Source organism: Dolomitihabitans soli (assembly GCF_022213955.1).
Classification (GTDB): Bacteria; Actinomycetota; Actinomycetes; order Streptosporangiales; family Streptosporangiaceae; genus Streptosporangium_A; species Streptosporangium_A soli.
Window position 1 is genome coordinate 297,771 of record NZ_JAKNTW010000011.1, and the last position, 14,053, is coordinate 311,823.

General features: G+C 66.2%; 11 protein-coding genes and 1 pseudogene. 5 read left to right on the forward strand and 7 right to left on the reverse strand.

Annotated features, from left to right (window positions below; translation table 11 throughout):
* Nucleotides 1-27 precede the first annotated feature (27 nt).
* The 5 genes from MBA17_RS24880 to MBA17_RS24900 form a co-directional block, all read right to left on the reverse strand.
* Nucleotides 28-984 (reverse strand): carbohydrate ABC transporter permease, encoded by a 957-nt coding sequence (locus MBA17_RS24880; RefSeq protein ID WP_238498976.1) that lies wholly within the window; start codon nt 982-984, stop codon nt 28-30.
* Nucleotides 981-2,345: an ABC transporter substrate-binding protein gene (locus MBA17_RS24885; RefSeq protein WP_238498977.1), complete on the reverse strand. Its 1,365-nt coding sequence runs from the start codon at nt 2,343-2,345 to the stop codon at nt 981-983. Before MBA17_RS24885 ends, MBA17_RS24880 begins: the two co-directional genes overlap by 4 nt.
* Nucleotides 2,342-3,037, reverse strand: a complete 696-nt coding sequence (locus MBA17_RS24890; protein ID WP_238498978.1) for a GntR family transcriptional regulator — start codon at nt 3,035-3,037, stop codon at nt 2,342-2,344. The genes MBA17_RS24885 and MBA17_RS24890 overlap by 4 nt, the downstream gene beginning before the upstream one ends.
* An 84-nt stretch (nt 3,038-3,121) precedes the next feature.
* Nucleotides 3,122-4,240 (reverse strand): N-acetylglucosamine-6-phosphate deacetylase, encoded by a 1,119-nt coding sequence (gene nagA, locus MBA17_RS24895; protein WP_238498979.1) that lies wholly within the window; start codon nt 4,238-4,240, stop codon nt 3,122-3,124.
* Nucleotides 4,237-5,130: an ROK family protein gene (locus MBA17_RS24900; RefSeq protein ID WP_238498980.1), complete on the reverse strand. Its 894-nt coding sequence runs from the start codon at nt 5,128-5,130 to the stop codon at nt 4,237-4,239. Before MBA17_RS24900 ends, nagA begins: the two co-directional genes overlap by 4 nt.
* Nucleotides 5,131-5,941: 811 nt before the next feature.
* Here MBA17_RS24900 and MBA17_RS24905 point away from each other — a divergent pair.
* Complete coding sequence (locus tag MBA17_RS24905; RefSeq protein ID WP_238498981.1) at nt 5,942-7,351, forward strand: tyrosine-type recombinase/integrase; 1,410 nt, start codon at nt 5,942-5,944, stop codon at nt 7,349-7,351.
* A gap of 817 nt (nt 7,352-8,168) precedes the next feature.
* On the opposite strand, the gene MBA17_RS24910 is transcribed toward MBA17_RS24905, so the two are convergent.
* Entirely contained in the window at nt 8,169-9,176 is a 1,008-nt protein-coding gene (locus tag MBA17_RS24910; RefSeq protein WP_238498982.1) for a hypothetical protein, read from the reverse strand.
* A 403-nt stretch (nt 9,177-9,579) separates the two neighbouring features.
* On the opposite strand from MBA17_RS24910, the gene MBA17_RS24915 reads away from it, so the two are divergent.
* The 4 genes and pseudogenes from MBA17_RS24915 to MBA17_RS24930 form a co-directional block, all read left to right on the forward strand.
* Nucleotides 9,580-10,146, forward strand: coding sequence for a hypothetical protein (locus MBA17_RS24915; RefSeq protein WP_238498983.1), 567 nt, complete (start codon nt 9,580-9,582; stop codon nt 10,144-10,146).
* Between the two features lie 79 nt (nt 10,147-10,225).
* A complete protein-coding gene (locus MBA17_RS24920; protein ID WP_238498984.1) occupies nt 10,226-11,245 on the forward strand; it encodes a hypothetical protein in 1,020 nt (339 codons plus the stop codon).
* Between the two features lie 240 nt (nt 11,246-11,485).
* Nucleotides 11,486-11,671 carry a hypothetical protein gene (locus tag MBA17_RS24925; RefSeq protein ID WP_238498985.1) on the forward strand — a complete coding sequence of 62 codons (186 nt, stop codon included), beginning with the start codon at nt 11,486-11,488 and terminating at the stop codon, nt 11,669-11,671.
* A gap of 40 nt (nt 11,672-11,711) precedes the next feature.
* Nucleotides 11,712-12,565, forward strand: a pseudogene (locus MBA17_RS24930) (IS5 family transposase); the annotation flags it as partial.
* A 403-nt stretch (nt 12,566-12,968) separates the two neighbouring features.
* On the opposite strand, the gene MBA17_RS24935 reads toward MBA17_RS24930, so the two are convergent.
* Nucleotides 12,969-13,628 carry an endonuclease/exonuclease/phosphatase family protein gene (locus MBA17_RS24935; protein WP_238498986.1) on the reverse strand — a complete coding sequence of 220 codons (660 nt, stop codon included), beginning with the start codon at nt 13,626-13,628 and terminating at the stop codon, nt 12,969-12,971.
* Nucleotides 13,629-14,053: the final 425 nt, after the last annotated feature.

Here is a 14,053-nt window from a genome sequence, read left to right on the forward strand (position 1 = left end):
GTTTGCCCGGTCGCTCGCTGCGCTCGCTCATGTCCGCTCCCTCCTGATCATCCAGGCGTACACGAACAGCAACACCAGAAGCATGGCGGTCATCAGGAGCCCGGTGGCCGAGGCCGTGCCGATGTTGGCCCGGGTGACCAGCTCCTCGTACACCCGTACGGCCAGCACTTCGGTGCCGCCCGCTCCTCCGGTGAGCAGGTAGATGTCGTTGAAGTTCTGGAAGGACCAAATGAACCGCAGCACGATCAGCAGGGCGATCACGCCGCGCAGTTGCGGCAGGACGATGTGGAAGAACGCCTTGACCTTGCCCGCGCCGTCGATCGCCGCCGCCTCCTCCAGCTCCATCGGCGTGACCTGCAGTCGCGCGGTGATGAAGAGGAAGGCCAGCGGGAACGTCTTCCACACCTCGAAGGCGATCACGGTCACCAGCGCGACCGGGATCGGGATCCCGCCGAGCTCCTGGCTGCGGGTGGTGAGGAAGGCGATCGGGTCCTCCCAGCCGATCAGCTGCCTGCCGACGGCGTTGACCAGGCCGTACTCGGTGTTGAGCAGGGTCTTCCAGATGGTGGTGGCCGCCACCACCGGCAGCACGTACGGGATCAGGACCAGGGCCCTGACCAGCCCACGACCACGGAACGGCCGACGCAGCGCCATCGCCACCACCAGACCGGCCGTGATCGCCCCCGCGGTGGTGCAGGCCGCGTACGCGAGCGTGGTGCCCAGCGCGGACCAGAACCTGTTGCTCCCCAAGGCCGACTGGAAGTTGGCCAGGGTCAGCGTGAGCCGGTCGAGCGACAGCCGGGGGATGTCCACGAGCCGGACATCGGCGAACGCCAGCACCAGGACGGCCAGGAAGGGCAGCACGACGAAGACCAGCACGACGAGCATGGTCGGGCTGACCAGCAACCTGCCGTGCAGGTCATCCCGCTGAGACCGGCTGAGCCTGCGGCCCCAGCGGGTGAACACAAGCCGTTTCGAGGTCATTCACCCAGGTCCTGCTTGACGGAGGCCACCTCTGCCGCCATCTTCTTCGCGACGTCGGCCGGCGACGTCCCGCTGAACAGGGGCCCGAGCTCCTTCGACAGGGTGCCCTGGGAGAACACCACGCCGGCCAGGGTGGCGTCGTCGGTGCCCCATCCCCAGCGGCCGAACGACGCGGCGCCCTTCGCGAGTTGGTCCACGACGTCCCCGCCGTAGACCGCCTTGATCGATTTCTTCGTGGCCGGGTCGTTGCCGACCGGGAGGTCGGCCCACGCGTCGAGGTACTCGGTGGACCCCTTCGCCGACCCCGGCCGCATCGGGATCCGGCCTTCGGCGGCCGTCGACAACATCTCCACGTATCCCTCGGACATGACGAATGAGACGAACTTCTTGGCGTTCTCCACCGACGCGCCTCGGGGGATGGCGTAGTTGGACGTCTGGCCGTACTGCGGAGCCGTGCCGAGAGCCGTCACGAAACCGGTATTCTCCGCCAGGTATGTCGGGTCCTTCTTGCATTCCTCGCACGTGACCGGGTTGTCCTTGTCCAGGCCGGCGACCTCGTCCACGATGTGCGAGGAGAACAGGAGCATCGCCGCGTCTCCGGCGAGGTAGGTGGCTCGTGCGGCGGCGACGTCGAGCTCCCCGGCGCCCGCTGCGGCGCCGAGCTTCTGGACGGCGTCCAGGCCGGTGACGCATTCCGGCGAGTCGATGGCGAGGGTGCCGTTCGTCACGAGCTGGCAGCCGGTGGCCTGCAGCAGCGACTCCAGGCCCTCGCCGGTGTAGCCGTCGCCTGGCTGGGTGCCCATCGCGATGCCCCGCACACCGTCCTTCGCCAGTTTCTGCGCCGCGGTGACGATGTCCTCGACCGACTCGGGGGCTTCCAGGCCAGCGCTCTTGAACAGGTCCTTGCGGTAGGAGATCAAATGCCCCCAGCCGTCGCTGGGCACAGCGCCGAGCTTTCCGCCGACCGTGGCCATCCGGATGGCGCTCTCGGTGAAGGTGTCGGCTCCCAACTCATCGACGATCTGCTGCGGCGCCTCGGTGTCCATGAGGCCCTGAGCGTTCCAGGTCGCGATCAGGTTGGGGCTGTAAAGGATCACGTCGGGCAATTTGCCGGAGGCGGCGCCGGTCACCAGGCTCTGGCTGGCCTGTTTGGACTCGAGCGGCACGACCTCGACTTTGATGCCGGTCTTACTGGTGAACTTCGCCGCGACGGACTGCTGGACGGCCAGCCGGTCCGGTGTGGTGTGCGGCGTCCAGAAGGTGAGGGTCGCCGGGGCGGACGAATCCTGAGGTTCCGTGCCGCCACAGGCTCCCGTTAGCAGTAGAGCCGTCGTCGCCACGCCTAAGGTGACTTTCCTCATAGGTTCGTCTCCCGCAGATAGGTCACGCTGGAAAACTCGTACCGGTCACCGCGGTACAGCGCGTACACCTGCTCGACCCGGCGACCGGTCTGGTCGTAGCCGATGTGGGGTACGTAGAGGGCCGCGGTGCCCTCCTTGACGCCGAGGAGCTCGGCCTGTTCCGTATCCACGTTGACAGCGGTGATCGTGCGCTCGTGCCGGGTTATCCGGATGTCGTAGCGATCGGCGAGCAACTGGTGGAGCGAGCCGGTGAGGTCCTCGTCGATCAGTCCGGGGACGAAGGCGGCGGGCAGACACACCCGCTCGTAGCTGAGCGGGGTGTCGTCCGCGGTCCGCACCCTGCCGATCTGGTAAACGGCGTCGCCGGGCTTGATCCCGAGGGTGGCGGCGAGCCGCGCGTCGGCGTCGAAGGCGGTCCGCTCGATCACCCGGGATCCCGGCTGCCATCCGCGCTTCTGCGCGTCTTGGGTGAATGACGACAGGGTCGGGCCCTTGGACACCTGCGGAGGAATCACCATGTAGCTGGCCCCGGGCGCCGAGCGGGTCAGCCCGTCGGCCTCCAGCAGCTTCAACGCGGCGCGAACGGTCATGCGGGCGACGCCGAACTCTTCGGCGAGCCGGCGCTCCGAGGGAAGCACGGTGGCGGGCCCGGGAACGGCGATGAACCTCGCCTCGATCAGGGTTCTGACCATCTGAGCCTTGTTCGCCGTACGCGCCACAGAATCCCTTTCCCTCAGCTTAAGTAGACCATTGGTATACTAAAGGTCATGGCCGAGTCAATGGGCCAGCACCTCGCGTACCTCGAAGTCGTCGGTCATGACCACGAACTCCGCGGCGCGGCCCGCTTCGATGCGGCCGCAGTCCAGGCCGAGCAGCCGGGCGGGCACGGCTGAGGCCGCGGCCGAGACGACGGTCACCGGCAGCCCGACCTCGCGTACGGCCCGCCGTACCGCCTGCGCCATGGTGAGCGTGCTGCCGGCCAGCGATCCGCTGCCGACCAGCTCCGCGCGCCCCGCGCTCACCTGCACCTGCCGGGCGCCGCGCGCGTACCGGCCGTCGCCCATGCCGGCCCCGGCCGACGCGTCGGTGATGAGGGCGACGCGATCGGGCGCCTGGCGCACGATGAGCCTGACGATGGGATCGGCCAGATGGATGCCGTCGTTGATGACCTCGAGGACGACATCCGGCGACTCGCAGGCCGCGAGGAACGGCCCGGGCTCGCGGTGATGCAGCCCGCGCATGCCGTTGAAGGTGTGGGTGAGCACCCGCGCGCCGGCCTCGAAGGCCGCGCGGCACGTGGCGTAGTCGCCGTCGGTGTGGCCCACGGCGGCGACGACGTCGCACGCCACCAGCTCTCTGACCAGATCCAGGCCACCGGGAAGCTCGGGGGCGACCGTGACCATGCGGATGCCGCCCCGTCCGGCCTCCAGGAGTTTGCGCAGCTCCGCCGTCGCCGGCGCGCGCAGATGATCAGGATCATGGGCCCCGCAACGCAGGTGGGACAGGAACGGCCCTTCGAGATGGGCCCCGGCCACACCGGGCTCGCGCGCCATCAGGTCGGCCACCCAACCGGCGGCCCGGGCCATCTGTTCCACGGGAGAGGACACCAGGCTGATCAGGGTCCGGGTGGTTCCGTGTAAGCGGTGGAAGGCCACGGTGGCCGCCAGGTCGGCCGGTGAGTCGATCGCCGACACACCGCCTCCTCCGTGAGCGTGGATGTCCACGAACCCGGGCAGGAGCCAGCCACCGCCGAGATCACGGATCGGGGTGCCATCGCGCGGCGGCGCCCCGGCCCCGACGCCGGCGATGCGCCCGCCCCTGATCTGGACCCAGCCTGGTTCGAGTACGTCCGAGGGGGTCACCACGCGGGCGCCGGCGAGAATCTGATCGGTCATCGCACCACACTCCAGGCCAGGATTCCGGCACCGCGCATAGACGCGCGGATTCCCAGCGCCCCCCGCGAGATGGGCGGCGGCTCCCGGAGCGACAGCCGGGCCGCCAGCCCCTTCGCCAGCGGATCCAGGAGCCGTTCCCCCGCGCCGGCCAGGCCGCCGCCGATCACGATGAGCTCGGGGTCGAGCAGGAGCGTGCACGTGGCCAGACCTGTCGCCAGCGCCTCGATCGCCTCGTTCACCACCCGCTTCGCATGGTCGTCGCCCTGATCGGCGCGGGCGAGGACGTCTTCCGTCCGCAGGCGGCCCTTGCCGTAGCGGCGGACGATCGAGGCGGCCGAGGCGTAGGTCTCCAGGCATCCGTGTTGCCCGCACGAGCAGGGCTCCCCATTTGGACGGACCGGGATGTGGCCCGCCTCTCCCGCATGGCCGCCGGCGCCGGCGTACGGCCGGCCCTCCAGAATCATCGCGCCCGCGATGCCCGTACCGATCGCCAGGAACAGGAAGTTCCGCGCGTGCGCCCCGGCGCCGTAGACGTTCTCGGCGAGGCCGCCCGCCCGCACGTCGTGCCCGAGGGCCACCGGAATGCCCAGCCTCTCGCCGAGCATCGCGGAGATGGGCGCGTCCCGCCAGCCGAGGTTCGCCGCCCGGGAGGCGACGCCCGCCTTCTCGTCCACCAGGCCGGGAACGGCCACACCGGCCGCCGACGGCGGCACGGGCGCCTGCGCCGCCAGATCCGCCGCGAAGTCGCCGAGCCTGTTCAGCACGTGCTCCGGCCCTCGCTCGCGTCCGGTCGGGCGTTGCTCGAAGGCCTCCACATCGCCGTCACGGGTGACGAGTGCCCCCTTCATCGCCGTCCCGCCCACGTCCACAGCGATCACATGGCTTGTCATGCGCCGATCGTAGGTCCTGCCGATGATCTCGTCCGTCCGGGGTAATGACCTTGCGGGGCCACGCGGCTATCCCATCGAACCTCCAAATTCGGTCTGCGCACAGATGCGACCCCCAGCTATAGATGGCGGTTCCCATCTCTATCTGGCGGATGACCAAGGTAAATGTCGTTGTCGTGGGTGAGCCGAGGTTCGGGACGACCCGACCGGCCGCACTCGCCAATCAGCTGTCACCGCGTACGTTCTTTCATGCTGCTGCGCGTCGGCCGAGTCATCGCGGGAGGGTTCGCGCTACTGCTGCCGGCTCCCGCCGCCTTTCCGCTGAACAGCCTTTTCAGGAAAGCCATTGAGCTGAAGCGCGGCCGACAGCTCCGCTTCCCACAACGCCAGGTTGGCGAGCTGGTCAAGACAACCCAACCTGGGGCCACAGGAGAATCCAAGGCGAGTTGGCGCGCCTGGGCTACCCGATCGCGGCCCTACGGTATGGGAAATCCGCCACGCGGCCGGTATCGATCCGGCGCCCCGCCAGGCCGGCCCGACCTGGCGGCAGCTCCTGACCGCACAAGCCCACGCGATCATCGCCTGCGACTTCCTCGTGGTCCAGACGCCGCTACTCAAACGGCTGTATGTGCTGGTCCTCATCGAGCACGGCACCCGGCGACCGCACCTGGCCGGCGTGACCGCGCACCCGACCGGGGCATGGACGGTGCAGCAAGGGGCGCGCGCCTCGCTGCCTCAAGTTGCCCAACGGCGACCTTCGTATCCGCCGCGCTGACTACAACCGTTGGCTTACAGCCCTGGAGGAAGCCGCCTGATGAGGGATCTCACATACGACGTACGTGTCTACAAGACGGAGATCTACCGAGGGCAGAAGGCGACGACGTACTACGTCCGGTGGAAGGTCGGTGGGAAGTTGTGGCGTAAGCCGTTCCGGAACGCCGCTCAGGCCGACACCTACAGGGGAGAAATTCAGTCCGCCGCCCGCAGAGGGGATGCCTTCAGCCTTGTCACGGGCGAGCCCGTCTCGTGGGGCCGCGCCGAGCAACTTTCCATGAGTTGGTACGAATTCGCCTGCAAGTTCGCTGACATGAAATGGAAAGGCGTGTCCGCGAAATACCGTCAGGACATTGCACGAGCGCTGACCGCTGCCACGCCGGCCATGCTGGGCAACGAGCGAGGCAAGCCGGATGACCTCACGCTTCGTACGGCTATGCGTCGATGGGCCTTCAACACGAAGCAACGGGCCGAAGCGCCCGACGACATGGCCGTAGCGCTCCGCTGGCTGGCAGCGAACACCAAACCTGTTTCCGCGCTCGAAGAGGCCGCGACCGTACGGGAATTCCTGGACGTAGCTACTTCTCTGCTTAACGGCAAGCGGGCAGCCACGAGCACAGTCCTGCGTAACAAAACGATCCTGCAAAGCGCCCTGGACTACGCCATTGAGCTGAAGCTTTTGACGGTGAATCCCGTCAAGAATCTCAAGTGGAAGGCACCCAAAACCGCATACGAGGTGGACCGACGTAGCGTCGTGAACCACACCCAAGCGCGAGCATTGCTGAAAGCTGTGGGAGAGCAGCCACGTAGCGGCCCCAGGCTCGTGGCGTTCTTCGCGGTCATGTACTACGCCGGACTACGCCCGGAGGAGGTGGTCAACCTGCGAGGCCACAACGTCACTCTCCCGGACCTCGTGCAGAACGAGGAGACCAGCGAGTGGGAGGAGCCCGAGGACGCCTGGGGGGAACTGCACTTCACCACCGCCGCCCCGTTCGCCGGCCGTGAGTGGACCGACGACGGCGCACTTCGCGAGGTACGCGCGCTCAAGCATCGCCCGGATGGGCACCCCCGCACCGTGCCCTGTCCGCCCGCGCTGACAAGGATTCTCCGCGCCCATCTGGCCGCTACGTACGGCAAGGGTCCAGACGGGCAACTGTTCTGGGGCGAGCAGGGCGGAGAACTACCGAGCATCACCTACCGGCGAGCCTGGAAGCAGGCACGCAGGAACGTCTTCACCGATCAGGAGTATGCCTCGCTGCTGGTCAAGCGGGTCTACGACCTTCGCCACGCGTGCGTCTCCACGTGGCTCAACGCGGGAGTGCCCGCCACCCAGGTCGCCGAGTGGGCCGGCCACAGCGTGGAAGTCCTCTTGCGGATCTATGCCAAATGCATCGTCGGCCAAGACGAAGCGGCCAAGCGACGCATCTCGGACGCGCTCGCCGAGGAGTGATCCGGAACATGCCCGGAATCTTGCGCACGTATTTGGCACGATCACCCGGAGTCCGCCAGCGCTAGCCGTACACAACCGGACATACGACAAGAGCCCCGGACCGCATCGCTGCTGGTCAGGGACTCATTCTTGCTGGTCAGACGTAGCGCGCCCTGCAGGATTCGAACCTGCGACCGTCGGATTAGAAGCAAGATCCTTAAGTGCCGCGCTGTGCCGCTGGGTGATGGTTCGTGATACCTCAGCGCGTTTTGTGTGTCAGGCGGTTCCGGGTCCTGACGGCGTGTGACGGGGCGTACGAGCACGCACCGAGCACGGCTACAGTGCATCTAACCGGGCCAGCTTGTAGGACTCGAATGCTCGACTTGTGCGTGACAACCCGCAACCCGTGGCCGATATGCGCACCATTAGCGCCACCGCCTGAGCGATAACTTGAACCAACTTGCCGCCAGGATACCTGCCTGTCGAACGAACCGTAAGGTCAGACACGGTAGCTGCATCCATAGGAGCGCTGTACGCACCGCCCTCGGCGGGCCACCCCGGCCCGGCGACCGGGTCCGCGTCAACGGCGTCAACGGAGGGGTCGAGGGTGTGGTGTTCTAACGCAACTCCCAGAACGTCTGACTGCGCCCCGGCGACGCCGGCTACCGCTTCCAGCGAGGCTTCGGCGGAACCGTGATCACCTCGCATCTGCTGTTCGGCGACGCCAGGAAGGACGAGGGACCGCTGGTGGCGGGCGTGACTGGAGGAGCTGAACACCCAGTGATCGGCGCGGGACGGCAGCCCCGCGCCCGCTTGGAAGGGGCGGGCGCGGCGCCGTCTACACGATGGGGCCGCTCCAGCGGTGGGCGGCGTACCGGTAGACCTCGGCCGCCTCCCCGTCGAAGTACGCCGAGACGCTCGCGTCGTACAGGCCGTCGCCGTCGGTGTCGGACACGCCCATCGTGACACCGTTGAGATACCCGGTACGGCTGTTGCCCGCGTACTGCGTCAGCCACGAGGACCCGAGCCAGCCCGCTCTGGCGAACGAGGAGTCCACGCCGACGGGCCGGTCCTCGCGAGGGCCCGTCAGCAGCATCGCGAACGGGGATCCCGCCACCCGTTCGAGGCTCTCGCCGCCGGGGTAGCCGAACAGGTCGATCGCGGGCGCGAGCGGCTGGTTGAAGGTCATCCCCTGGCAGCCGACGTTGTCGCCCAGCCTCCCGACGCTGGTCAGCACACCCGCCGCGGGCAGGACGGCGCCGTCGTACACGGCGACGAAGCCGTAGTCGCGGTCCCGGTCGCGGAGGTCGTCGAAGTCGTAGTGGCCGATGGCCTCCTTGCCGACGTACAGGCCGTGCGGGGCCGCGCCTTCGGAGTAGCCGGGGACGAAGACCCACTTGCCGAGCGCGCCCATCGGGGCCTCGACGTCCAGCATGCAGCGGCCTGCCGTCGCGACGAGGTTGCGGTACGCGGTCTGCACGGACGTGCCGGTGCACCAGTGGGGCGCGCCGTCGCTGCCGATGAAGAACACCTTGCCCAGGGTCGTGGGCGCGTCCCCCACGGGCTGGGCCGTCCCCTCCACCGGCGGGACGGAGTACGTGGGCCCGCTGGGGACGACGTCCGTGGCCAGGCGCTCCCCCGCGAGCCCGGTCCACACGTCGTACGGCGTGGCGTTCCTCAGGTTGGCGGCCCCGTCGGCCAACCAGAACCTGGCGACCTCCTGGGCGTCGGCCATCGTGTACGCCAGCCGCACCTTCACCACGTTCGCGGCCTGGGCCGGCGCGGTGACGGCGGTGGATGCCAGCACGCTCAGGCCGATACCTAACGCGATCAGCGCACGTCTCAAGTCGATCTCCTGTCCAGTCATGGGACGCCGTCCGCGCCCCCTGTCGGGCGAACAGCAAGATCATAACTCAAAGACCTGCCAGTTTTAGATCACATGTTCGATACAAAGAGCATGTGAGTGTCAAGAACCCGGCCGCCCTTCGCGGCCTGTGCGCAATCGTTGGACCAGCCCTGCGGGTGAGGCCAGGCCCGGCGGCTCACGATGCCCGGCTGGACGACGCCCTGCTGCGCGCGTGACCGACGCGCTGGCGACCACACACAAGCAGATCGGAAGAATGACCGGTACGTTCTCTTCGAAGATCTAGGACTGGTACGAGATCGTTCCGTAGATTTGGCATGATTGGTGGCCGCCAGCTTCGACTGGCTCCCATTTCGGCCATCCGGTACATCGAAATGGGAGCCTCATGACAGACCATGACAAATTCGACCAGTGGTCGTATTTGGAGGAGCGAGGCCTGGCGGGCACGTTCACGTGCTCGTGGGTCGAGGCGCCCGACTACCGCGCGGTGGTGACCAGGCTGCAGGCGGAGGAGGAGATGCTCTCCTGCGACCTGAACCAGGCACGACGATGGCGCCACCCCCTTTCCCAGGAGGACGTCATCTGGGTCGCCGGTCAGAGCCCTGGCTGGGTGAAGATCTTCACCTTGTCCGGATCGTCCATGTGGTGGGCTCTCAACTCGCTCCCGCAACCGGGCGGCCGGGCCTTCTACCTCTCATACGACAAGGAAATCGGACGCGTGAGCGATCCGGTCTATGTCAGCGAGGGCAGTTGGCAGGACATCCCCGAGGATTACTGGAATCCCTCCATGGAGGAGGGCGCCCACCTCGTCGGTTCCTCGAGGATCGCCAAGCGGATGAACCTGTTCCTCGCCGTGATGGGGTACACGACCGGCAGGTTCATCGACGACACCTGGTTCAGCACACCAGGGCTGCTCTGCCGCATCCCGGACGGGACGTGGCCCCATGAGTGACCAGTGAGAGTTCCTGCTCGGCGCCGGCCTGGGACGCGGATTCACCGGCACCTGGGTCGAATCGGGCGACGCCGAAGCCGTGGCCGCCCTGCTCGGCGCCGATCACAGCCCGATACAAGTCGGCCATCACGAACCGTCATCACTTGCCGACGAACACATGCAGAGCGGACATCTGCCTGGAAACGTGCAGGGCGTGACGATCGAAGACCCGCTCCATTTGTTAGGACGCCTGCGGCTGGGCCGGGAGGAATACTGCCAGCGCCTCCTGACCATGCTGATCCTGGGCGGGCCCTATCCCCGTTGGAATAGCCGTACCCGGCCATCGCCCCAGGGTGCTCGATTCCTGCGGTCGCTGGATGAGCTGTCGTTCGGCCGGAGCGAGTGGAGCGGGCAGCCGCTGTTCGTGGACGAGTTCGAGTTGCCCCCGCGGCACGACGACGAGCAGGGTGGGGCACCCGACTACGCCGTGCTGTGGAACGAACGGCTATGGATGATCGAGCTGAAGACAGAGAGTTCGAGCCACCGGCGAGACCAACTCGCCGGATACTACACGCTTGCCGGCCATCATTATTCGGGCCTCACTGTGGATCTCACGTACCTCACACCACCACTCACCTTCACGCCGCCGACCAGCCGGAACGGCACCCGGTTCGCACACGTCAACTGGACGCAGATCTTCCCGCTGCTGGAAGAGGCCTGGGGCGCGGGCACAGATGCGGAACTGCGCGCCCTCACGATGTTGCTGACGGCATTGGAGAGCATCGGATCCAACTGGTTCGACTGGCGGACGCAGCGGGTCGGCGTATCAAGAGATCAACATCTGGCGGTCGAAGACGCGGCGATGACCATGGTTGAGGCCACCGCTCGTGACGGACGACAGCGAGCGGTGGACCATCCGGCGGCGGACCTGAACCAACTGCAGCGTCTCCGCCTGGCCCTACGTCAGACCATCTGCACCGGTCCGGAACAGTCCCCTCTACGCCACGTACTGCCCTGGCTCTGGAGCGCCACGACCAGCGGTGGCAATGCACTATCGGCCTCCGGCCGAGACACGGGGTTCGAACTTCGCCTTTCCCGATATCAAAAGCCAGTGTGCTGACTGGAGCCGAACTCGCGAGCCACCGACGCGACCGCCCGCTCGCCCTCCCGCACCATGCGGACGACTGCCGTCTCTATGCCACCTCAACCGAGAAGATCGCGAAGTGTCACTGGAGTACTAGACCGCTGCTCACTCAGTACCACTGGTAGAAAATCCCCGGCGCGGCCGGAGCTGCGCTCGTCACCGGAACGTAACCAGAATGGCAGGTGACACCGGTTGAACTGCGTAGCTGGAAATCCCTTGGGCGAAGTCCAGGCCGCGCTCAACAACAGCCCGCTGGCCGATGTGGGATGGACGGTTTGGGTCGAGGTTGTCGCGGCCGTGGCCAGCCTCGCGGCGGTCCTCCTGGCCGTGATCACGATCCGGGTCACTGCCAGGCAAGCAGCAGAGACCCAGGAAGCGATGCGCCTAGGAACTGTTTCTTAGATCTCCTGACAGTAGGTGTCTGACTTGTCACGCTTGGCGTATGGGTCGTGGTGACTTAACGAACGCCGAATGGGAACGGCTGGCGCCCCTGCTACCTACGGGTGGGATGCGAGGTGGCCGGTGGAACGATCACCGGATGGTGATCAACGGAGTGCTGTATCGGGCGCGTACCGGTTGGCCTTGGCGTGATCTGCCTGAGCGGTTCGGTTCCTGGGTGACCGTCTACAAGCGGCATCGCCGCTGGTCAGCCGATGGCACGTGGCACCGCCTACTGACTGCCGTCCAGGCCGCCACCGATGCCGAGGGCCGCGTGGACTGGGACATCTCGGTGGACTCCACCACCACCCGGGCACATCAGCACGCGGCGGGTGCACCTCGCAACGCCCCACCGCCGGCCCAGCCGGAAAAGGGGGAACCAGCGGGGACAAAGCAGGACGATCCGGCGCCGAGGAGTCTGGCGGGCCGGTTGGCGGAGGTGGTCAGGCCGGGGAATGCCTAGGCCGCTCCCGCGGCGGCTTCACCACCAAGATCCACCTGTCCGCCGATGGCCGGTGCCGTCCGCTGTCGCTGGTGCTGACGCCTGGACAGCGCGGCGACAGCCCGCAACTGCGCACGGTGCTGGAAGGCATCCGGGTGCCGCGTCCCGGGCCTGGCCGCCCCCGGACCAGGCCCGACAGCCTGGCCGCCGATAAGGCATACAGCTCTCATGCCAACCGGCGCTACCTGCGCCGCCGTGGCATCCGGCACACCATCCCGGAGAAACGGGACCAGCGGGCCAACCGCCGCCGGCGCGGCTCGGCCGGAGGCCGTCCACCCGGCTTCGATCCCGAACGCTACAAGAAACGCAACGTCGTCGAACGGGCGATCAATCGCCTGAAGAACTTCCGGGCCGTGGGTGAGGTCGACTCGGGGCGACGTCCGGGGACACCACGACCATGCCATATCTGTAGTCAATTGAGGACTGTTAGTAGTCACCGATATTGGCTCTACTCGGCTGTGCCCCGGTCCGGTCGCTGGCGGAAGGGCTTTCGCGCCGACCTGGCCGGACGCATCCCCAGTCCCGGCGGGTGACCGGGCTTGAGCGGCAGTCGAACGGCCAGTCACGATAAGGAGCCCGGTGGGCGCCTCCTAGCGTGACTGGCCGTTCCGATGCGGGCGGAACATGTTTCTGTAATGTTTTCGGTGGCTCTGGTTTGGTTACCGGCAGGTCGGTCCTACTTTGCGGCGTATGCCTGTGGAGTTCTTGACCGATGATGAGGCGGCTGCGCACGGGCGGTTCGTGGGGCCGGCAGTATGGCTACCACGGGACCGATACTGTCACTGCGAGCGCATTATGATCGGTGTGGGCCATATAGTATTCCTGAGTGCTGATATGCGCAAATTCTGTTGGCGCAATAATATGCTGAACGTTTCCGTCCCCCTTGCGATAGTAACCGTTGGGGACGCAGAGCTGAACGTTCTCCGCATCCGCAGGGTCGTACTCCATGTTGAGGTCACCCCCAACAATGGTCGGAAGGTCATTCCCTGGAAAGGATGCTTTGAAGTCGGGAATTCTTTCGCGCAAGAGATGATTGCATTGCTTGATTGCCCAGGATTCATCTGTTGCCAGATGTGTGGTACACACGTTGAATTTACCTGAACCGGATTGTGGAAATTGATCAAGTCGCGCACATGCGAACGCTCTGCGCTCCTCGCCGGGTTGCTGAAGGGGCTGCCACCCCTTGTTGTAGTCGTATACACCTGTCGAATTTGATGGATTGGAGAACCCCTGCGTCACCATGATGCCGACGCCGTATCTCTCCCCATTGGTGCATGTCTCCGGTGCGCTGTTGTCCGCGACGTATACCGCCGCGAAGGCCACGGCAGAGAACTGATGGTTGGTCAGGTTAAAGAGGCGATTCAGGTCACCCTCACATATTTCGTTGAGAGTGACGACGTTAATGTTGTTGACCACCATCTTTCCTGCGGCTTCCCGGAGAACGTGTCCGTCACCTACATAGCAGTGCTGTGCGCGTCCACTGTTGCAGAGATTTAGCTGAAGGATCTTGAAATTCGAGGCAGCGTGTGCTGGCGCCACTGGCGTGAGGGAACTCAATGCAAGAACCAGGACGAGAGAGCCAGCTAGTTGGCCTAGTAGAATGCGAATCCGTGACATAAGCCTTCCCCTGTTGAAGCATCTATCGGGGAATATATGCGCTGGCGCTTTCGATTCGCTTTTGATCGCCTCTCGATGCCGTCCACCGCAACGTCTTTTGATGGGCTGGTTCGTGCACATGGTGCGGGCGTTGGTGACCTGGTGGTGATGAAGGCCAGGGTCTCGGGCCACCAGGCGTCGATCGTCTCGGTGAGCGTGACTTGGCGAGGTTTACGCTGAGCTTTGCG